A 19,533-nucleotide genomic window follows, 5' to 3' on the forward strand; every position below is an offset into this window, starting at 1 on the left:
CGCACCTAAGCGTGGTAGGCAATGCCGATTTTTTGGCAACGGTGATCGTCGACGCGATAGCGCTGACGGGGGCCAGGATGACAGGCGCGGTGCGGGCCACCAAAGGTCATTAGGAGACCGCGGAGCCAACCGGAAGGTTGAGAGGGCTGGCGATGAATTGGGTTCCGTATCCTCCCACGCTTGGTGTACGGCCGATGCATGTGTGTCCCCTAGTTGTTGCGCCGCGTCAAATCGACCGTCACCTTCTGGATCAGCGATTGATATGGATTGCGGAGCGGTTGGCGGAGTATGGACGCATCCTTGAGGAAGACCGCGGTCCAGATCAATGCGCCGGTGTCCCCAGTGGAAGTGCGCCGTGGACGAATACAAAGAATTCGCCCGCCCAGCACGGCGTAGTGACGATGGAGAGGAGAAGGCCCGCCCGGGCGGCTGCTTCCCACCCAACGATCGCCGCTACGAGGCAGGCCCCTTCAGTGATGAGGAACAGCTAAACACCAGAAAACCCCGCCATCTCGCGGCCTGCAGCCTGGGAATGGCGGGGTTTCTCGTGGTGGGTCCTACCGGGATCGAACCGATGACATCCACGGTGTAAACGTGGCGCTCTACCAGCTGAGCTAAAGACCCTCGTCCTGCGATCCGCCGTTCCGGCACCTGCCGGACGGCTGCATCACGAGGGACGACTATACCGGCCGGCTGCGGTGTTCCGCCAATCCGGCCGCCTGCTACTCGCCGGCGGCGAGCTGTCCGCAGGCGCCGTCGATCTCCTTGCCGCGGGTGTCCCGCAGCGTGGTCGGGATGCCGGCGGCGCGGAGGCGGTTGATGAACTCGGTCGACACGCTCTTCTCGGATGCCGTCCAGATGGAGCCGGGCGTGGGGTTCAGCGGGATCGGGTTGACGTGCACCCAGCCGCGCCCGCGCTGGTTCAGCTTCTTCGCCAGCAGGTCGGCGCGCCAGGCATGGTCGTTCATGTCCTTGATCAGCGCGTACTCGATGCTCACGCGCCGGCCCGTGGTGCGGTAGTAGTTGTAGGCGGCGTCGAGGGCCTCGTCCACCTTCCACCGCGTGTTGACGGGGATGAGCTCGTCGCGGAGCTCGTCGTCGGGCGCGTGGAGGGAGAGCGCGAAGGTGACCGGCAGCGACTCGGCCGCGAGCTTGTTGATGGCCGGCACGAGTCCCACGGTGGAGACCGTGATGTTGCGGGCCGACATGCCGAGGCCTTCGGGGGAGTCGTCGACGAAGCGGTGCAGGGCGGCCATGACGCGCTTGTAGTTGGCCAGCGGCTCACCCATGCCCATGAAGACGATGTTCGTCACGCGGTGGGCGTCGTGCCCGCCGTCCGTGCGCAGGTCGCCGAGGGCACCCTCGGCGAGGGCGCGGTTCGCGGCGACCACCTGGTCGACGATCTCCGCCGTCGACATGTTGCGGGTCAGCCCGGCCTGGCCCGTGGCGCAGAACGGGCAGTTCATGCCGCAGCCCGCCTGGGAGGACACGCAGAGGGTCACACGCCCGGGGTAGCGCATGAGGACGGACTCCACGAGGGCGCCGTCGAACAGGCGCCACAGGAACTTGATGGTGTCGCCGTTGTCCGTGGTCAGGCGCTTCACCTCGGTGAGCAGCGGCGGGAACATCGCCGAGACCAGCTCCTCGCGCCCCGCCTTCGGGAGGTCGCTCATCGCGGCAGGGTCCGTGGTGAAGTGCGTGAAGTAGTGCGTGGACAGCTGCTTCGCGCGGAAGCCCTGGTGGCCCGACTCCTTCAGGCGTTCCTGGCGTTCGGCGAGCGTGAGGTCCGCGAGGTGCACGGGCGGCTGGCTGACCCTCGGGGACTTGAACTGCAGCAGGGGCCGACCGTCGCTCGAGACGATCGGCTGCGCGCCCTCCACTTCGGGCCGCACCTGGGGGCGCGCGGAAGCGGTGGGGGCAAGGGCGGGGGTTACCGTAACGTCGGACATCCTTATCATTGTTTCACGGATGGCGCCAGCGTCCCAGCCGGGGACCTGTCGCGTCGGACACGCTATCCGCGGGAGCCGACCACGACACAAAACGCGGCGTGAGGCGGCGCGTCTGGCGGGCAGTGCCGGCACGGTAATAGTGTGAAAGCGACCGGGCGGCCGGCGGGGGAACGCCCCGGATGCCGGCTGATGCACCGGCCGATGCAGCGTCCTGCATCCAGCTGACTAACGACGGAGAAGACATTGAGCGCACAGATCGGCGTCACGGGCCTGGCAGTCATGGGAGCGAACCTCGCACGGAACCTCGCGCGCAACGGCTACACCGTGGCCCTGCACAACAGGTCCGTGGAGAAGACGGACGCGCTGCTGCAGAAGCACGGCGAGGACGGCGAGTTCATTCGCACCGAGACCCTGCAGGAGCTCGTCGACTCCCTCGAGAAGCCCCGCCGCGTGCTCATCATGGTCAAGGCCGGCGAGCCGGTGGACTCGGTGATCGGCCAGCTCACCCCGCTGCTCGAACCCGGCGACATCGTGATCGACGGCGGCAACTCCCACTACGAGGACACGCGCCGCCGGGAGGCGGCGCTGTCGCAGCACGACCTGCACTTCGTCGGTGTCGGCGTGTCGGGCGGCGAGGAGGGCGCGCTGCTGGGCCCGTCGATCATGCCCGGTGGCTCGCGGGAGTCCTACGACTCCCTCGGGCCGATGCTCGAGAAGATCTCCGCGAAGTACAACGGCGAGCCGTGCTGCCGCTGGATCGGCACGGACGGCGCAGGCCACTTCGTGAAGATGGTGCACAACGGCATCGAGTACGCGGACATGCAGGTCATCGGTGAGGCGTTCGACCTCCTCCGCTCGGGCGCCGGGATCGAACCGGCGGACCAGGCGAAGATCTTCACGGACTGGAACAGCGGCACACTGTCCTCCTTCCTGATCGAGATCACCGCCGAGGTCCTCGCGCACACCGACGGACGCACGGGCAAGCCCTTCGTCGACGTCGTCGTCGATGCGGCCGGCCAGAAGGGGACCGGCCGCTGGACCGTGGTGTCCGCGCTGGAACTGGGCAGCCCGACGTCGGGCATCGCCGAATCCGTGTTCGCGCGCGCCCTGTCCTCGCAGCTCGAGCAGCGCCTCCAGGCCCAGGACATCCTGCAGGGACACGAGGGGACCGTCGACCTCCCGGACACCTTCGTGGAGGACGTGCGGCTCGCGCTCTACGCCTCGAAGCTCGTCAGCTACGCGCAGGGCATCGACATGCTCACAGCCGCGGCGAAGGAGTACGGCTGGGAACTGAAGCTGGACGAGATCGCGTCGCTGTGGCGTGCCGGCTGCATCATCCGGGCCGAGCTGCTCGACGACATCATGAAGGCGTACGCCGTGGCCGACGAGCGTCCCGCGAACCTCCTGCTGGCCCCGGCCTTCGCCGAGGCGATCGCGGGCGCGGTCCCGGCCTGGCGCCGCGTGGTGGCGACCGCCGTCCAGCTGGGCATCCCGGTGCCGGTGTTCTCGGCGTCGCTGGCCTACTACGACGGCCTGCGCCGCAAGCGCCTGCCCGCCGCCCTGACCCAGGGTCTCCGCGATCTGTTCGGCGCCCACACCTACAACCGCGTGGACACCGAGGGCACGTTCCACACCCTGTGGGGCGAGGACAGGTCCGAGATCAGCGCCGTCGACACGCACTGACGGTCCTCCACCGCCGGCGCGTACGACGGAAGCCCCGGACCGTGGTCCGGGGCTTCCGTCGTACGAGGCCTGATGGGTGGCGTGCCTAGATGTAGAGGGCCGGATCCACGTACTCCGCGGGATCGACCGCGGGCTGCGTCTCGCGGCGCGAGTCGCGGTGCCGGAACGTGGCCGGGATGCCGGTGACGATCGAGTCGGGCGGCGTGTCCTTCACCACGACGGCGTTCGCGCCGACAGCGCTCCCCGCGCCGATGGTGATGGGTCCGAGCACCTTGGCGCCCGCCCCGATGGTCACCCGGTCACCGATCGTGGGGTGGCGCTTCACCTTCTCCAGTGAACGTCCCCCGAGCGTCACCCCCTGGTACAGCATGACGTCGTCGCCGATCTCCGCGGTGCCGCCGATCACGATCCCCATGCCGTGGTCGATGAAGAACCTGCGCCCGATGGTCGCCGCCGGGTGGATCTCGATCCCCGTCAGGGCCCGCGCGAGCTGCGACAGTACCCGCGCCGGGAAGCGCAGCCGCTCGTCCCGCCACATGCGATGGGTAAGCCGGTGCACCCAGATGGCGTGCAGCCCGGAGTACACGACGGTGTTCTCGAGGGACCCACGGGCAGCCGGATCATGCGTGCGCGCGGTCTCGAGGTCCTCGCGCAGTCGTTCTAGGAAGCTCACCGGCTACCCTCTCGGGGATCGATAGGAACGGGGTGTCGAGTCGGGGCGGGGTCAGCCGCGGATGTCGTCGAACAGCACCGTGGAGATGTAGCGCTCGCCGAAATCGCAGACGACCGCCACGATGAGCTTACCGGCGTTCTCGGGGCGCTTGGCGAGCTCGAGGGCCGCCCAGACGATGGCTCCCGAGGAGATGCCGCCGAGGATCCCCTCCTGGGTGCCCAGCGCCCGGGCGATGCGTACGGAGTCCTCCACCGTGGCATCCAGTACCTCGTCGTAGATCTCGCGGTCGAGGTTCTCGGGGACGAAGTTCGCCCCGAGGCCCTGGATCTTGTGCGGGCCGGGAGCGCCGCCATTGAGTATGGGGGAGTCCGCGGGCTCGACGACGACGATCTGCACGCCGGGCTTGCGCTCCTTCAGGACCTGGCCGACGCCGGTGATGGTGCCGCCGGTGCCGACGCCGGCCACGAAGATGTCCACCTCGCCGTCGGTGTCCTCCCAGACCTCCTCGGCCGTGGTGGTGCGGTGGATGGCAGGGTTCGCCGCATTGGCGAACTGCTGCGCCCAGATGGCGTTCTCCGTCGTCGCGACGATCTCCTTCGCCCGCTCGACGGCGCCCCGCATGCCCTCGGAACCGGGCGTCAGGATGATCTCGGCGCCGTAGGCCCGCAGCATCACCCGCCGTTCCGTGGACATGGTCTCCGGCATGGTCAGCAGCACCCGGTACCCGCGTGCCGCACCGACCATCGCCAGGGCGATCCCGGTGTTGCCGGAGGTCCCCTCGACGATCGTGCCGCCGGGCCGGAGGGCGCCGGCCTTCTCCGCGGCGTCGATGATGGCCACGCCGATGCGGTCCTTCACGCTGTTGGCGGGGTTGTAGAACTCGAGCTTCACGGCGACCTGGGCGTCCAGGCCTTCGGTGAGCCGGTTCAGGCGGACGAGGGGGGTCCGTCCCACGAGCTGGGTGACGTCGTCGTAGATCTTTGCCATGTGGAGCCTGCCTGTTCTGGAAAGGGGAGGGGCGACGTCGGTCGTGGCGGGTGGGGCGCCTGCCCCCGAGCGACGGCGGTCAGCTTAACTGGTGACCGACGCAGCACCTAGGCGGCGAGCCACTGGGCGTAATATTTGCGGGCCTTCGACAGCTTGGGGTTGATGATCACCTGGCAGTAGCCCTGCTCGGGGTGCTTGGCGTAGTAGTTCTGGTGCCACTCCTCCGCCACATGGAACTGCGGGAGCCGGCTGACCTCGGTGACGATCGGGTTCTTCCAGTTCTCCTGGTTGCGTCGGATCGCGTCCTCGAACAGCGTCTTCTGCTCGGCGTCCTGGTAGTACATGACGCTGCGGTACTGGGTGCCGACGTCGTAGCCCTGCCGGTTCAGCGTGGTGGGGTCGTGGGACACGAAGAACATGTCGAGGATGACGTCCTCGGGGATGACGGTCTCGTCGAACGTCACCGCCACCACCTCGGCGTGGCCCGTGATGCCGGAGCAGACGGAGTCGTAGTCAGGGTGCCGCGTGTGGCCGCCCGTGTAGCCGGACACCACCTCGGTCACGCCACGGGTCTTCTGGTAGAGGGCATCGAGGCACCAGAAACAGCCCCCACCGAGCACGAAAGTCTTCATGACTGTGTCAATGCGCGGTGCGCCCCGATGATTCCCGACCGTCATCTGCCGTGAGTGAACCCGCAAGGGTTGGAGGGGCGGCAGGGCGGCAGGTATTACTGGAGTCATGGAACAGAAAGAGCACGACGGCGTCGGTCCGGCGGGAGCCGCGGGGATCGCCACGGTGGGCGAGGGTTCGTCCGCCGTCCCCGCGCGCGCAGTGCCCGCACCGGCCGTCCGCGTGCCGACCGTCGGCGAGGTCCTCGTGGCCATCGAGGAGCTGTGGCCGGAGAGCCTCGCCGAGGGGTGGGACGCCGTCGGGCTGGTGGCGGGCCGGACCGGGAACAGGGCCGGGAAGATCCTCTTCACGGTGGACCCGACGGCCGCCGTCCTCGACGAGGCGCTCGACTGGGGGGCGACGATGATCGTGTCCCATCACCCCCTGCTGCTGAAGCCGGTCTCCACCGTGGCGGCATCCGGGTTCAAGGGCGACGCCATCCACCGGCTGATCGAGGCGGGCTGCGCCCTCGTCACGGTGCACACCAACGGTGACAGTGCCGTGGGCGGGGTGTCGGACGTGCTTGCCGACGCCCTCGGGCTGCAGGACGTGGAACCCCTCGCCCGGGCTGCGGACGGTCTGCCGGAGGAGGGCATCGGACGCGTGGGCGAGCTCGCCGAGCCTGTTCCTCTCGGGGTCTTCGCCGAGACCGTGTTCTCGATCCTGCCCGCCGTGGCCGGCGGCGTGCGCGTCGCCGGCGACAAGGACGCGCAGGTGCGCAGGGTCGCCGTGTGCGGAGGGGCGGGCGACTCCCTCTTCGACCGCGTCCGCTCGAGCCACGCGGACGTGTACGTGACGGCTGACCTCCGTCACCACCCGGCGTCGGAGGTCAGGGAGGCCGCCGCCGACGGCCCGCCGTACCTGATCGACGTCTCGCACTTCGGCAGCGAGTGGCTGTGGCTCACCCCGGCGGCGGACGCCCTCGGCAACGTCCTCTCGGACCAGGGCTTCACCACCGACATCCGTGTCAGCGGGGTCAACACCGACCCCTGGGACTTCGTGCTGACGCCCGGCCACTGACCGGCGCTGACCGGCGACTGACCTGCCGCGCGGCCCCGGTGGCCTAGGCTGGAACGACGCGTCCGACCCGGCCGTCGAGCCCCGTCCGTCCGACCCTGGAGGTTAACCGTGGCCAAGGCTGCACCCGAGGAACAACTCCGCCTGCTCGACCTGCAGGCCCTCGACTCGACCCTCAACAAGCTCTCCCGCCAGGCCGTCGCGGCGCGCGGCAACCCCGCGCTCGGCGCCGTCGCCGCCCGCGTGGCCGAGGTGGACGCCGAACTGGTGCGGGCCAGCACGGAGGTCGGGGACCTCGAGCGTGAACTGACGCGCGCCGAGGACGAGGTGCAGTCCGTGGTGGACCGCCTCGAGCGGGACGAGAAGCGCCTCAACAGCGGCACCGGGACGTCGAAGGATCTCACCGCGCTGCAGCACGAGGTCGCCTCGCTGACGAAGCGGCGCTCCGACCTCGAGGACATCGAACTCGACGTCATGGAACGGGTGGAGGCGGCGCGCGCCGCCCGGGCCGAGGTCCAGGAGCGCACCAACGACGTCCGTGCCGAACTCCGCGACCTCGAGGAGGCGCGCGAGCTGGAGCTCGCGGACATCGACGTGCAGCGCGTCGACGTGCAGGCGCGCCGCAACGACCTCGCCTCGACCTTCGACACGGCGCTCCTCGCCCTCTACGAGCGGATCCTCGTCAAGCGCGGCGTCGGCGCCGCCCGGCTGTTCCACGGCAAGTCCGAGGGGTCGGGCATGCAGCTCAGCCCCGGCGACCTCCGCGACATCGCCGGCGCGGCGCCCGACGACGTGGTGCTGTGCCCCGATTCCGGCTGTATCCTCGTCCGCTCGAGCGACTGGGGACCCCAGCAGCCGTGACGCACCAGCAACTCTTCGACCCCTACGAGCGCGACGACTCCGACTCCCCGGCGGCCGCGGACGGGCCCGCGCGCCTCGTCGTCGAGGCCGACGGCGGCTCCCGCGGCAACCCGGGGCACGCCGGCTACGGCGCCCTCGTGCGCGATCCGGACACGGGGCGGATCCTCGTGGAGAAGGCCGCGTACATCGGCAAGGCCTCGAACAACGTCGCCGAGTACTCGGGCCTCGTCTCGGGGCTCGAACTCGCTCGGGAGATCAACCCGCGGGCCGCGGTCCACGTGAAGATGGACTCGAAGCTCGTCGTGGAGCAGATGTCCGGGCGGTGGCAGATCAAGCACGCCGACATGAAGGTGCTCGCGGCGAAGGCGCGCAAGGTCCTCGACCCGCGGCGCGTGACCTACGAGTGGATCCCGCGCGAGCGGAACAAGGACGCCGACCGGCTCTCCAACGAGGCCATGGACGCCGGCATGGCCGGCGTGCCGTGGAAGCCGCGCGCCGCCGTGCCCGCGCCGGACCCGACGCCGGGCACCCCGGCAGCTCCGTCCGCGGAGGAGGCTCCGCGGCCCGCTGGCCGGCTGCACCACGTCGAGGTGTGGACCGGGGACCTCGCCGCTGCGGAGGCGAGCCTGGGCTGGCTGCTGGAGCGCCTCGGGTTCCCGCGCAGGGAGTCCTGGGAGCACGGGATCAGCTTCGGGTCGGACGACTTCTACATCGTGCTCGAGAGCGGGCCGGACGTGACCGCCGGCGTCCACGAGCGCCGTCGCCCCGGGGTTAACCACCTCGCCTTTCGCGCCGGCCCGCGCGCCGCCGTCGATCTGCTGGCACGCCGTGCCGGGAGCCACGGCTGGTCGCTGATGTTCCCCGACCGCCACCCCTTCGCGGGAGGGCCGGACCACTACGCCGCGTACCTCGAGAACGCCGAGGGGTTCGAGGTGGAGCTGGTCGCCGACTGACGGACGTCAGTCGAGCACGATGTTCAGCTGGGCGGGCTTCCGCGCCGTCGCGGGCTCAAGGTCCGCTGCCCACTTCTCGCGGGCCGCGGCGAGGAGCGCCGCCGGTGTCCCGGGAGCCGTGCCGCGTCGCGTGAGCAGGTGGCGGGCGAACTCGCCGCGCGTGTGCTTGGCGAAGTGGGACACCACCGTCCGTCGGCCGTCGCGCAGCTGGAAGACGTTCACGGCGGCGCTCTGCGAGGGCGGCGGGCTCCACGCCGCTGCGTAGGTGCTCGACCGGCAGTCGACGACCAGGCCCGTGCCCGCGTGCTCGGCCAGCGGCAGGGCCAGCTGCTTCTTCCAGAAGGACGCCAGGCGACCCGTGCCGGGCAGGTCCACTGCCATGGACAGACGGTAGGCGGGGATCCTGTCACCGAAGCCGAGGGCACCCCAGAGACCGGACACGACGACGCACTGCTCCCGCGCCCTGCGTTTCTGCACCGGCGTCATCCGGGCATACCCGAGGGCCTCGTACAGGACTCCCGCGTAGACGTCGTGGGCGGGGGCGGCCGGGGCGACGTCGAGCACCAGGTTCCGCTGTACGTCCTCGATGAGGGACGCGCCGACGCCGAGGACCGCGTGCGCGTCATGGTCGGCACTGACGGACTTCAGGGCCGCGAGCACGGAGCGGCGGGCGTCGTTGAGTACAGGGAAGTGGAGGTCCTCGAGCCGCACGGGACCGCCCGTACGGGCGGCGGACTTGCCTTCGGACGGGGGGAGCAGGATCAGCACCGATCAACCCTATCGGACGTCGGCGGCCCTCCTGTCGCCGTCGGGATGGGCCCGCCGACCCGTCTAGAATGGATGACGGATGGGTCGACCAGGCGGCCGCGTTGGACGGTGCGCACGCGCCCGATCCACCGAGGAACGTCCGGGCTCCGCAGGGCAGGGTGGTGGGTAACGCCCACTCGGGGTAACCCGCAGGCCAGTGCCACAGAAAAGAGACCGCTGCGTGCTGCAGGCTCCGGCCGGCGCAGGCAGTAAGGGTGAAAAGGCGGTGTAAGAGACCACCAGCACGCCGGGTGACCGGTGTGGCTCGGTAAACCCCACCCGGAGCAAGGCCAGACAGTGTCCGTTCGAGGGCTGCCCGCCCGAGGGCACGGGTAGGCCGCTGGAGGGCGTCGGCAACGGCGTCCGTAGATGGATGGCCGCTACTCGCGCGTCGGCGACGACGCGCGATGACAGAACCCGGCGTATCGGTCGACCCATCCCTCGCCCGCTCACCTGATCTAAGCTGATAAAATGTCTGAACGACGTCCTAAGTGGGCGGCGATCTGCTTCATCGTCGGTGCTTCCATGATCGCCTGTACGATCGCAGCGCGGCGCCTCGGGTGGGGAACCAACGGCAGCGGCGAAGCTCCTGACCTATGGCTCGGCGCCCTGTTCCTCGGCGGGGCGACACTACTACTGATCGTCCTGGTGCACGGTATCGCAGCGGCCTTCCGACGAGACAACTAGCCGCCTCCGTCCCGTTTCCTTCCTCGGGCCGACGCCGGCGGACGACACCACCGTCCACCCACTGGCAGAGGACGAGGCTGTTCGCCCAGGCCATCACGAAGCCCGTCACCGTCTGCGTGCTGCCGCAGGATTCTCGGCGCGTCGCGCGTCCGCGAAGGCCGCGCGTCCACATACTCTGTGAACACCGCCGTGGGTCTCCTCGATGAGCACGGCGGTACGAACGGGTCGGCCTACCGCTGGGGCTACGGGGCTGACCCGTTCACCTCCCCGGAGAGCGGACCGCTAGCTGACCGTCCGCGCTTCCCGGATCAAGAAGTAAGCGGCCCCCCGTACCCGGTCTCAAGAGGTAGGGGGACCGCCCGGCGTCTATAGCCGCCTCAGGAGCTGGTCGACCGCGGTACTGCTGGGGGAACGACCGCGTAACCCACTCCCACCCCTTATTCTCCGCTTCCGCCGGTGGTGCGGCAATCGAGGAGGGCCCTCTAAGCCATGGGAGAACGCGGGAACTCGGAAGATGCCACAGGCAACGGATTATCGGAGGTGATGCACGCCTCGTCAAGACCCTGCGAAGTCACCCTGACCGGGACCCCCGGCGCGCCCTGAGCCGTCACGATGCCTGGGCTAGGGTGATCGGATGAGCGCAGGGGGTAGGGGGAGCCGATGGCTTCTGACGCGCAACCGCAACTTCCGTGCCCTCATGGTCTCCAGCACGTTCGGCGTGTTCGGGAACGCGGTCGCCGCCGTGGCGCTGCCCGTCATCGCCGCCGTGGAACTCCGGGCCAGCGACTTCGCGGTCGCTGCCCTGGCCGGCATGACGTTCCTGCCCTGGCTCCTCCTCGGACTCGTCATCGGCGCGTGGGTGGACCGTCTGCCCCGCCGGCCCGTGATGCTGGCGGCGCTGGCGGTGCGCGTGATGGTCCTCGCGCTCCTTCCGCTCGGATACTGGCTGGGCTTCCTCACCACGCCGCTGCTGTTCGCCGCAGCCTTCGTGGCAGGGGTGGCGTCCGTGTTCTTCCAGCTGGCGGATTCGGCCCTGGTGCAGCAGGCGGTGACACCCGACGAACTGATGGAGGGCAACGGCCTGATCACCGGCTCCGGCGCCGCGGCGGACGCCGCGGGACGATCGGTGGCGGGGTGGCTGGCCGGCACGGTGGGGGCGTCCAACGCGCTGATCGTGCAGCTGGCCACCTCCGTGGTGTCCCTGCTCGCCCTGCTGCGCCTCGACGTGCAGGAGGTCGTGCAGCCGCGAAGCGACCGTCGCATCCTACAGGAGATGTCCGAAGGGCTGCGGTACACCTTCAGCACCGCCCCGCTACGGGCCATCCTCCTCAACGCGGCGCTGTGGAACCTGGGCGGCAACATCGCCGCGTCCCTCCTCGTCGTCCTGGTCCTGCGGACCCTGGGGGAGTCGGAGGTGTGGCTCGGGCTGCTGCTGGCCGCCGCGTCCGTGGGCGGCGCAGTGGGTGGCACGACCGCGAACGCGCTGGGCGAGCGCATCGGCTCCGGACCGCTCTGGCGCTGGTCCATGGTGCCGGGGGTGCTCGGCTACGCCTCGCTCCTGGTGCTCACACCCGGCTGGGGCATGCTGTGGGGCGTCGTCGGCATGTTCGTCATGGGCGCGAGCGTCGCGTGGAACATCGTGGTGGGCTCGAGCTTCCGCCAGCGCGTGTGCCCGCCCGGCATGATGGGACGCCTCGGCGCGGCGTCCCGCACGGTGAGCTGGGGCATGCTCGCGGTCGCGAGCCTGCTGGCGGGCATCCTGGCCGAGACCATCGGGGTGCGCGGGGCCGTGGTGGTCGGCGTCGTGATCGCGACCCTGGCGCCGCTGGTGGCCCTGCTCGGACCGCTCCGGGGCGTCCGGCGGCTGGAGGACCTCGTCGAGGCACCCGCACCCGCACCCGACGCCCGCTCGGCCGCGACGACGAACACCTGACCCGACGAATGGACGCGCCGGCGTCCGGCGTGACCGTCCGCAGGCCTCAGTGACCGAACGGGTCGGGGTCGACGCCGGGCATCCAGGTCAGGCCCGGCACGCCCCACCCGTTGCTCTTCGTGGCCTTCCTGGCCTTCCTCGTCTGCCGGGCGTCGAGGCGGTCCACGTACAGCTTCCCGTCCAGGTGGTCGAACTCGTGCTGCATGCACCGTGCGAACCACCCCGTCGCCTCGAACTCGACGGGCGTACCGTCACCGTCGAAGCCCGAGATCCGCGCCCACTCGGCGCGCTTGAGCGGAAACGCCTCGCCGGGCACGGACAGGCAGCCCTCGGCCTCGTCGTCGGGATCGGGATCTGACCCGGGCACCTTCGAGGTCACGAGGGTCGGGTTGACGAGGACCCCGCGCGGCGGCACGTCGTCGTCGTTCTCCATCCCGTACACGAACACGCGGAGCCCCACACCGATCTGCGGTGCGGCGAGGCCGACGCCGTTCGCGGTGTCCATGGTCTCGAACAGGTCGGCGATGAGCGTGCGCAGTCCGTCGTCGAAGGCCTCCACCGGCTGCGCGCGCCGATGGAGGACGGGCTCACCAGTGATGACGATGGGATGGACGGTCATGGGACCTACCTGTTCTGGGCGGGACGGTCCGCAATGGAGCGTCCGATGGATTCACGCATGATCTCGCTGGTGCCTCCGAAGATCGTCAGCAGCCGGGCGGCCAGGAAGGCCTGCGACACGGGGTACTCGAGGATGTACCCGTAGCCGCCGTGCAGCTGCAGGCACCGGTCGGTGATGGACTTGGCGCGTTCGCTGGCCCACAGCTTGGCCTGGGCGGCGGACGTCGGGGTCAGGGTGCCGGCGTTGAAGGCGAGGACCGCGTGGTCGACGAAGGTCTCCGTCACATGGATCTCCGTCAGGATGTCCGCGAGCACGTGGCGGGTGGTCTGGAAGTCGAGCACGCGCTCCCCGAAGGCGCTGCGGTCGGTCACGTACCGCAGGGTCTGCTCGTAGGTCGCCCGGGCGAGGGCGGCAGCGGCGACGGCGATGCCGAGGCGGCCCTGGGGGATCTGCTCGAGGCTGTAGCGCAGGCCCTGGCCCACCTCGCCCACGAGGTCCGCGCCGGGGACGCGCACGCTGTCGAAGAACAGCTCGGCCGTGTCCGACGCGCGGAGCCCCATCTTGTCCAGCTGTCGCCCGGGCGTGTACCCCTCGCCGCGGCGCACCATGAACAGGGAGAAGGAGTCACTGGCCCCGCGGCCCGTGCTGCCGTCGGTGCGGGCGAGCACCAGGGAGGCATCACCGCTGATGCCGTTGCCGATGAACACCTTCTGGCCGGTGATGAGCCAGTCGTCGCCGTCGCGGACGGCCCGGGTGCGGATTCCCCGCAGGTCGCTGCCGGCTCCCGGTTCGGTCCATGCACAGGACGTCACGATCTCGCCGGAGACCATCCCGGGAAGCCACCGCTCCTTGAGGTCGTCGGAGGCGTGCGCGAGCAGGTGCGGGAGGACGAGGTCGTCGTGCAGGTGGAAGGCGAGTCCGACGGCGAGGTGGTTGCTGCGGGCGAACTCCTCGTCGAGCACCGAGCGGAAGCGGTAGTCGGACATGCCCGCACCGCCGAATTCCTCGGGGACCGCGAGCCCGAGCAGGCCCTGCTCGCCCGCGGCGGTCCAGACGGACCGGTCCATCATGTGCTGCTGATCCCACCCCGCGTAGTGGGGGGCGACGGCCCGTTCGTTGAATTCGCGGGCGACGTCGCGGAAGAGCTCGTGATCCTCGTCGAACACTGTGCGTTCCATGGTTCCTGGTCCTTCGGTGCTGGCAGCCGCGGGCATGGCCCGAGGGCTGCCGTCCGGGGCTGGGCTGGGTGGGCCGCAAATGCGGATGCCGCCCCGGATCATCTCCGGGGCGGCATACGTGGCCAGGACCTTCCCTGGCACCTGAGGGTGAGTAACGGGGGTTGAACCCGCGACCTCCTGGACCACAACCAGGCGCTCTGCCAACTGAGCTATACCCACCATGTGTCGTCACCGGCCAGCCCGTGGGAACCCCGTCCGGACTGTCAGCGACAGGCAGCGGATACAAGTTTACACACATTTCGGTGTGTTCCCGACACACGATCCGGGCACCCGCCGGTGGGCCTCAGGGAGCGACGGTGCCGGCGATGGCCTTGCTCGTGGCCGAGTCCGGCCCCGGCGAGGGCACGAAGACCGAGGCGCGGTAGTAGCGCAGCTCCCTGATCGAATCCTCGATGTCGCCGAGGGCGCGGTGCCCGCCCGTCTTGGGCGGCGCCTGGAAATAGGCGCGGGTGTACCAGCGGCGCGCGAGCTCCTTGATCGTGGACACGTCGATGACGCGGTAGTGCAGGTGGTCGATGACGAGCGGCATGTCGCGGGCGAGGAAGTTCCGGTCCGTGCCGACCGAGTTGCCGGCCAGTTGCGCCTTGCGCGGCTCCGGTACCCACGTCCGGATGTACTCGAGCACCAGCTGCTCGGCCTCGCCCATGCTGATGCCGTTGTCCAGCTCGTCGAGCAGGCCCGACGTCGTGTGCATCTGCCGGACGAAATCTCCCATGTGCGTGAGGGCCTCGGCGGTCGGTTTGATCACGACGTCCACACCCTCGCCCAGGATGTTGAGCTCCGAGTCGGTGACGAGGACGGCCACCTCGATCAGCCCGTCGTGGGTCAGGTCCAGCCCCGTCATCTCGCAGTCGATCCAGACGATGTGTTCACTCGATATCGGCATTCGACCAATGTACCGCCCGGGACCGACGGCCCCGCCCGCCGGTCGAAGGCGCGTGTCCGCCGCCCCGAGGGCCGTGCCCGGGGGACCCGCGCAGGGGCCCGGTGCTAATATTCGAACAGTCCGCTCGGGGCTGCGGGGAGACCTGGGTGCCCCCGCCGCTTCCGGCACAGGGCACCGCGGTGTCCGCCGTCCGATCGCGACCCGTCGGCGGCCCGAGAACGTGGGCATGCGACGCCGACCTCCTGCCTGACGACGATTGGAATCCCCAGATGCCCGCCCAGGTCCCCCTCGCGAAGGTCGAGACGCAGCCGGGCCCGAACCGCCCCAACGTCGCCGTCGTACAGGGCTTCGTCGGTTCGCTGCTGATGTGGATGGGATCCCTCGGCGTCGGCTGGCTGTCGCTGGCCTCCACGGAGTTGAGGCGGAACCCCGTGATCATCTGGCTGCGCTTCGAACCCGCCGGTGCGGTCCTGTCCGTGCTGCTGCTCGCACTCGGGGGGATGCTCCTGATCCGGGCCTGGCTCCGCCTGGGCCAGCGGCTGAACGGCTGGTCGGACGAGACCCGCCCCTACGTGCTGAAAGCCATCGTCGCGTGGACCATTCCGCTGGCCGCAGCGTTGCCGCTGTTCAGCCGCGACGTGTTCGCCTACATCGCGCAGGGCCAGGTCATGGTGGCCAAGCTCAACCCGTACGTGGACGGCTACTCGCAGATCTCCAACTACCTGCAGATCGGCGCCGACGACCTCTGGGCCCAGAGCCCCACCCCGTACGGCCCGGTGTTCCTCTGGATCGAGGAAGGCATCGTCAGGCTCACCGGCGGGCACCCCGACACCTCGATCATCCTGTTCCGGGTCGTCGCGCTCATCGGTGTCGCCCTGTGCGTCTACTTCGTCCCCAAGCTGGCGGAACTGCACTCCATCAACGCGAACCGCGCCCTCTGGCTGACCGTCGCCAACCCGCTGTTCCTCATCAACTTCGTGGCCGCGATCCACAACGACTCCCTGATGATCGGCCTCGCGCTCGCCGGGCTCTACTTCGCGGCGACCCGGCGGCCGCTCCTCGGCATCCTGCTCATCACCCTCTCCGTCGGCATCAAGCCGATCACCCTGATCTTTTTGCCGTTCGTCGGGCTGATGTGGGCGGGCAGGGGAGCTTCCTGGCCGCGACGCTTCCTCTACTGGTTCCTCACAGCCGGGCTGTCCCTCGGCATCCTGTGGGTGATGGGGATGGTCAACACCTTCGGCTTCGGCTGGGTGGGCGCCCTCAGCACGCCGGGCAGCGTGTGGATCTGGTACGCGCCCATCGGCTTCATGGGCCTCGTCATCGCGACCCTGGGCGACGCCGTCGGGCTCAACGGCTGGGACATCACCAACGCCTTCAACACCCTCGCCCGCGTGGCCTCGCTGGTGATCATCGCGCTGCAGATCTTCCGCGGCGACCACAGCCGTCTCGTGCGCCGGCTCGCGTTCGCCTTCGCCGCGATCGTGCTGCTCTCGCCCATGATCCAGTCCTGGTACGTGGTGTGGCTGATCCCGCTGTTCGCCGTCACCGGCATCCGTGACGACTGGCAGGTCAAGTTCCTCTACTTCACGGTGGCCTTCTTCATGGTCTACGCCATCACGGACCAGCTGGACATCTTCCCCTACTTCGACTTCAGCCTGATGATGGCGCGCCAGGTGGCAGCCGTCGTCGCCCTCGCGTTCGCGCTGTACCTCGTCTTCGTGGACCGGAGCACGAAGGTCCTGTTCCGCAAGCGCTACCACCCGCTGGAACCCGGCCAGCTGCACTGATTTACGCTCTGCCGGGGTGATTCACGGGCCCCGAGACACATATGGGCATGCGGGACGGGCGCGGAGCGGCGATACTGAGCAGATGATTGAAACAGGAACGACGACGTACAACGGCGAGTTCGAGATCACCGAATGGGACGCCGAGCCCTACACCGAACCCGGCAGCACCGGCGAGCTGTCGAGGGTGCGCGCCGCGAAGGTGTTCGAGGGCGAGATCAGCGGAACGAGCACGGCCGAGCTGCTCATGGCGGGCAACGACGTCGGCGCCGGGTACGTGGCCTCCGAACAGTTCGTGGGGACGGTCGGCGAGCGCACCGGGGCGATGACGGTGCAGCACTGGGGCGTCGCCGAGGGCGCCGAAGCGGCCAGCTCGGGGCACATCGTCCCCGGCTCCGGTACCGAGGGTCTGCACGGCATCTCCGGCAAGGCGGTCTACTCGCAGGACCCGGACGGACAGCACCGCCTCGAGCTGAGGGTGAGCTTCCCCGGGGACGAATGAGTCCGAGCCGACGCCCGGCGCCCGGAACCGCCCATAGTAAACTGGGCGCACTGCCTCCGTAGCTCAGGGGATAGAGCAGGGGCCTTCTAATCCTCTGGTCGCAGGTTCGAATCCTGCCGGGGGCACAGCACGAGGGCCGGACGCCGCGCGTCCGGCCCTCCGTTCTCCGTACGCCCGTCCCGGCCGCAGGCCGTTCCCGCCGTCGACCCGCGTCCGGCGCGTAGCCGCGCCGGCGTCCGGGCTACGGGCGATTGCCGGTGTCGAATCTCTCGTCGTACACCCGCCCTGCCTCCTGGAGCAGATCGTCGTGCAGCCTCCCGAGCGGCGCCACATCGGTGAGGAGCGGTTCGCAGTCGGGGCCGCGGCCAACGCACCGGCCCCTCAGCACCCACGGAAAGCGCTCCTCCTCCTCTTCCGCCAGATGCCGGTACTGGCAGATCTGGCGGGCGAGCCAGTCCGTGAGCGGTCGCGTCCACCACCGCTCCGGCGTCAGCGGGTTGACGGACAGACCCGGCAGGTCCAGTCCGCTCTCGCCATCCCTGCTCGTCCCGCCGCGGTCCGCCTCGAAGCCGGAGGAGTAGCGGAGGTACATCGTCCACGGTCCCTGCACGAGTTCGCAGAGTTCGTCGAGCGTGGTGATGACGCGCTCGCCCGTGTCGGCGTCGGTTGCTGCCTCTGTGCCTGCTTCGGTGTCCGGTTCGGTGTCCGGTTCTGTGTCCGCTCGGGTGTCGGTGCCCGGTTCCGCCCTCGTGCGGGAAGGTGCTGCCGTGTCCATGTCTCCATGCTAGGAACGGACCACCATGCGCCCCAAGAATCGATTCGCACACCACCAGTACTTCCGCTCGCCCCCTCCTGTGCTCTACCGCGGCGCCGCGGGCGCGTGGTTGTCCACATAGGAGCTCTCGGCTCTCGCGGGGAGACCTGCCCGACCGACGCTTGATCGGGAGCGCACCTCGCCGCTCCTCCGATCTACGGAAGGACAGACCCATGACTGACACCATCACCGTGCGCGGCTATGTCGCCACGGATGTGCGCCTCACCTCCGCCCAGAGCGGGCTGGCGATCGCCGGATTCCGCATGTGCTCCACGGAGCGCCGCTTCGACCGGGAGACGAACGCGTGGGTGAACGGCCACACCAACTGGTACTCCGTGTCGATGTTCCGTCAGCTCGCCACGCATGCCGGGGCCAGCATCAAGAAGGGGGACCGCGTGATCGTCACGGGCCGGTTGAGGGTACGGCCATGGAGCAGCGTGGACGGCAGGACGGGCACGTCGGTGGAGATCGACGCCGACACCGCGGGCCACGACCTGATGTGGGGGACGGCGAACTTCCGGAGGACGACGGCGGACCGCACGGACACGCGGGCCGCGGCCGAACAGGAGGACCAGCCGGGCGGCGCTGCGGACGACGGCCTACCCGAGGGCATGGACGTCGCCACCGGCGAGCTGTACGACACGACCGCGGCCTTCGGGGAGATCGGCGGCACCGCAGATCCGGGCGGGCCCGGTCCTGCCGACGACCTGGACCGGTCGCACAGGGAGGACGCCGTGGACACGGCGAGCGTTCCTTTCTGACAGCCCGCCGGTGAGGCGAGGGGGCTGCCCACGGATCGTCGGGCGCCGCCCTCGGACAGGGAGCAGGGCAGCCGCCGCGGGCCGGAACGGCCGGGGCCGGCCGCGGGTGCATGGCAGGATGAACACGTGATCACCGCCGTCCCCGCCCAGTTCGTCCGTCCGACCACCGGCCGACGGCGCACCGCGGGTGCAGCGACGCTGGCCGCGATCCTCATCGCGCTCAGCTCCTGCGCGGCCTCGCCCGCGATGGAGGCTCCGGAAGTCTCCGCGGCGCCGGCGGGCGAACCGGCCGACCCCGCCACGACGGCGCCGGTACCGGAGGACCAGGACCTGCCTGCCGGTACGGCGCCGCCCGAGGACGACCTCGCCGGGGTGTCCGGCGCGGTCGATGCCGCCCTGCGAGCGTTGGCAGCGAACCAGGACGCGGTCACCAGCGATCAGGTCCGGGGCGCGATCGAGCAGGGGTTCACCGCATCGGGCGTCGCGCCGGAGACGGTCGAGGTGTCGGTCGACACGACCCCGACCGGTCTGGACGTCGACGCGATCCAGGGTGCCGGCCTCCTGGGCGGGCGCTGCGTGTTCGGGGAGGTGCGGGAGGGCGCCGTGTCGGTCGTCGTGCTGCCGGCCCTGGCGTCGGGCAGGTGCTTCGTCGGTGACCAGCGGTGACCAGCGGTGAGAGTGTGAGAACACCCTGAGCACCCACTAGC

Annotated in this window: 19 protein-coding genes, 3 tRNA genes and 1 other RNA gene; 12 read left to right on the plus strand and 11 right to left on the minus strand. The window is 69.8% G+C overall.

All coding sequences use genetic code 11. The features are described from left to right. Window positions 1–548: 548 nt before the first annotated feature. Together AC4D2O_RS13645 and rlmN are read right to left on the minus strand one after the other, a co-directional pair. Window positions 549–624: transfer RNA gene (locus AC4D2O_RS13645), tRNA-Val, on the minus strand. Window positions 625–722: 98 nt separating this feature from the next. Continuing rightward, the gene (gene rlmN / locus AC4D2O_RS13650) at window positions 723–1,949 is read right to left on the minus strand and encodes a dual-specificity RNA methyltransferase RlmN (protein WP_490907896.1); all 1,227 of its coding nucleotides are present in this window, start codon (window positions 1,947–1,949) and stop codon (window positions 723–725) included. Between the two features lie 243 nt (window positions 1,950–2,192). On the opposite strand from rlmN, the gene gnd reads away from it, so the two are divergent. Further along, window positions 2,193–3,632, plus strand: coding sequence for an NADP-dependent phosphogluconate dehydrogenase (gene gnd, locus AC4D2O_RS13655; protein ID WP_490907897.1), 1,440 nt, complete (start codon window positions 2,193–2,195; stop codon window positions 3,630–3,632). An 85-nt stretch (window positions 3,633–3,717) separates the two neighbouring features. Here gnd and epsC read toward each other — a convergent pair whose 3' ends face one another. From epsC to msrA, 3 genes are all read right to left on the minus strand, one after another. Then, the gene (epsC, locus tag AC4D2O_RS13660; protein ID WP_490907898.1) at window positions 3,718–4,305 is read right to left on the minus strand and encodes a serine O-acetyltransferase EpsC; all 588 of its coding nucleotides are present in this window, start codon (window positions 4,303–4,305) and stop codon (window positions 3,718–3,720) included. A 51-nt stretch (window positions 4,306–4,356) separates the two neighbouring features. After that, window positions 4,357–5,292, minus strand: a complete 936-nt coding sequence (cysK, locus tag AC4D2O_RS13665; RefSeq protein ID WP_490907899.1) for a cysteine synthase A — start codon at window positions 5,290–5,292, stop codon at window positions 4,357–4,359. Between the two features lie 107 nt (window positions 5,293–5,399). Further along, a complete protein-coding gene (msrA, locus tag AC4D2O_RS13670; protein ID WP_490907900.1) occupies window positions 5,400–5,924 on the minus strand; it encodes a peptide-methionine (S)-S-oxide reductase MsrA in 525 nt (174 codons plus the stop codon). Between the two features lie 106 nt (window positions 5,925–6,030). On the opposite strand from msrA, the gene AC4D2O_RS13675 reads away from it, so the two are divergent. The 3 genes from AC4D2O_RS13675 to AC4D2O_RS13685 all read left to right on the plus strand — a co-directional run bounded on the left by AC4D2O_RS13675 (window position 6,031) and on the right by AC4D2O_RS13685 (window position 8,792). Continuing rightward, on the plus strand, window positions 6,031–6,981 hold the full coding sequence (locus AC4D2O_RS13675; RefSeq protein WP_490907901.1) for a Nif3-like dinuclear metal center hexameric protein: 951 nt from the start codon (window positions 6,031–6,033) through the stop codon (window positions 6,979–6,981). Window positions 6,982–7,089: 108 nt separating this feature from the next. Further along, window positions 7,090–7,839, plus strand: a complete 750-nt coding sequence (locus tag AC4D2O_RS13680; protein WP_490907902.1) for a zinc ribbon domain-containing protein — start codon at window positions 7,090–7,092, stop codon at window positions 7,837–7,839. Beyond that, window positions 7,836–8,792: a reverse transcriptase-like protein gene (locus tag AC4D2O_RS13685; protein ID WP_490907903.1), complete on the plus strand. Its 957-nt coding sequence runs from the start codon at window positions 7,836–7,838 to the stop codon at window positions 8,790–8,792. The genes AC4D2O_RS13680 and AC4D2O_RS13685 overlap by 4 nt, the downstream gene beginning before the upstream one ends. Window positions 8,793–8,798: 6 nt before the next feature. Here AC4D2O_RS13685 and AC4D2O_RS13690 read toward each other — a convergent pair whose 3' ends face one another. Beyond that, window positions 8,799–9,560 (minus strand): YaaA family protein, encoded by a 762-nt coding sequence (locus tag AC4D2O_RS13690; protein ID WP_490907904.1) that lies wholly within the window; start codon window positions 9,558–9,560, stop codon window positions 8,799–8,801. An 80-nt stretch (window positions 9,561–9,640) separates the two neighbouring features. Between AC4D2O_RS13690 and rnpB the strand changes: the two genes are divergently transcribed. The 3 genes from rnpB (at window position 9,641) to AC4D2O_RS13705 (ending at window position 12,219) form a co-directional block, all read left to right on the plus strand. Next, an RNA gene (gene rnpB / locus AC4D2O_RS13695) (RNase P RNA component class A) lies at window positions 9,641–10,040 on the plus strand. 30 nt (window positions 10,041–10,070) lie between these two features. Further along, window positions 10,071–10,286 (plus strand): hypothetical protein, encoded by a 216-nt coding sequence (locus tag AC4D2O_RS13700; RefSeq protein ID WP_490907905.1) that lies wholly within the window; start codon window positions 10,071–10,073, stop codon window positions 10,284–10,286. A gap of 634 nt (window positions 10,287–10,920) precedes the next feature. Continuing rightward, complete coding sequence (locus tag AC4D2O_RS13705) at window positions 10,921–12,219, plus strand: MFS transporter (protein WP_490907906.1); 1,299 nt, start codon at window positions 10,921–10,923, stop codon at window positions 12,217–12,219. A gap of 46 nt (window positions 12,220–12,265) precedes the next feature. Here the strand turns inward: AC4D2O_RS13705 and def are convergent, their stop codons facing one another. The 4 genes from def to orn form a co-directional block, all read right to left on the minus strand. Further along, window positions 12,266–12,838, minus strand: coding sequence for a peptide deformylase (def, locus tag AC4D2O_RS13710; RefSeq protein WP_490907907.1), 573 nt, complete (start codon window positions 12,836–12,838; stop codon window positions 12,266–12,268). A gap of 5 nt (window positions 12,839–12,843) precedes the next feature. Next, window positions 12,844–14,016 (minus strand): acyl-CoA dehydrogenase family protein, encoded by a 1,173-nt coding sequence (locus tag AC4D2O_RS13715; protein WP_490907908.1) that lies wholly within the window; start codon window positions 14,014–14,016, stop codon window positions 12,844–12,846. Window positions 14,017–14,162: 146 nt separating this feature from the next. Further along, a tRNA-His gene (locus tag AC4D2O_RS13720) sits at window positions 14,163–14,235 on the minus strand. A 124-nt stretch (window positions 14,236–14,359) separates the two neighbouring features. Further along, a complete protein-coding gene (gene orn / locus AC4D2O_RS13725) occupies window positions 14,360–14,962 on the minus strand; it encodes an oligoribonuclease (RefSeq protein ID WP_490907909.1) in 603 nt (200 codons plus the stop codon). A 269-nt stretch (window positions 14,963–15,231) separates the two neighbouring features. On the opposite strand from orn, the gene mptB reads away from it, so the two are divergent. The 3 genes from mptB to AC4D2O_RS13740 all read left to right on the plus strand — a co-directional run bounded on the left by mptB (window position 15,232) and on the right by AC4D2O_RS13740 (window position 17,376). After that, entirely contained in the window at window positions 15,232–16,752 is a 1,521-nt protein-coding gene (gene mptB / locus AC4D2O_RS13730; protein ID WP_490907910.1) for a polyprenol phosphomannose-dependent alpha 1,6 mannosyltransferase MptB, read from the plus strand. An 82-nt stretch (window positions 16,753–16,834) separates the two neighbouring features. Further along, window positions 16,835–17,251 carry a DUF3224 domain-containing protein gene (locus AC4D2O_RS13735; RefSeq protein ID WP_490907911.1) on the plus strand — a complete coding sequence of 139 codons (417 nt, stop codon included), beginning with the start codon at window positions 16,835–16,837 and terminating at the stop codon, window positions 17,249–17,251. Window positions 17,252–17,303: 52 nt separating this feature from the next. After that, a tRNA-Arg gene (locus AC4D2O_RS13740) sits at window positions 17,304–17,376 on the plus strand. A gap of 116 nt (window positions 17,377–17,492) precedes the next feature. Here the strand turns inward: AC4D2O_RS13740 and AC4D2O_RS13745 are convergent. Further along, complete coding sequence (locus AC4D2O_RS13745) at window positions 17,493–18,026, minus strand: DUF6098 family protein (protein ID WP_490907912.1); 534 nt, start codon at window positions 18,024–18,026, stop codon at window positions 17,493–17,495. 212 nt (window positions 18,027–18,238) lie between these two features. Between AC4D2O_RS13745 and ssb the strand changes: the two genes are divergently transcribed. After that, a complete protein-coding gene (ssb, locus tag AC4D2O_RS13750) occupies window positions 18,239–18,826 on the plus strand; it encodes a single-stranded DNA-binding protein (protein ID WP_490907913.1) in 588 nt (195 codons plus the stop codon). A 126-nt stretch (window positions 18,827–18,952) separates the two neighbouring features. After that, window positions 18,953–19,492 carry a DUF6993 domain-containing protein gene (locus AC4D2O_RS13755; protein ID WP_490907914.1) on the plus strand — a complete coding sequence of 180 codons (540 nt, stop codon included), beginning with the start codon at window positions 18,953–18,955 and terminating at the stop codon, window positions 19,490–19,492. Window positions 19,493–19,533 lie beyond the last annotated feature (41 nt).

The organism is Arthrobacter sp. TJ-238, assembly GCF_058269215.1.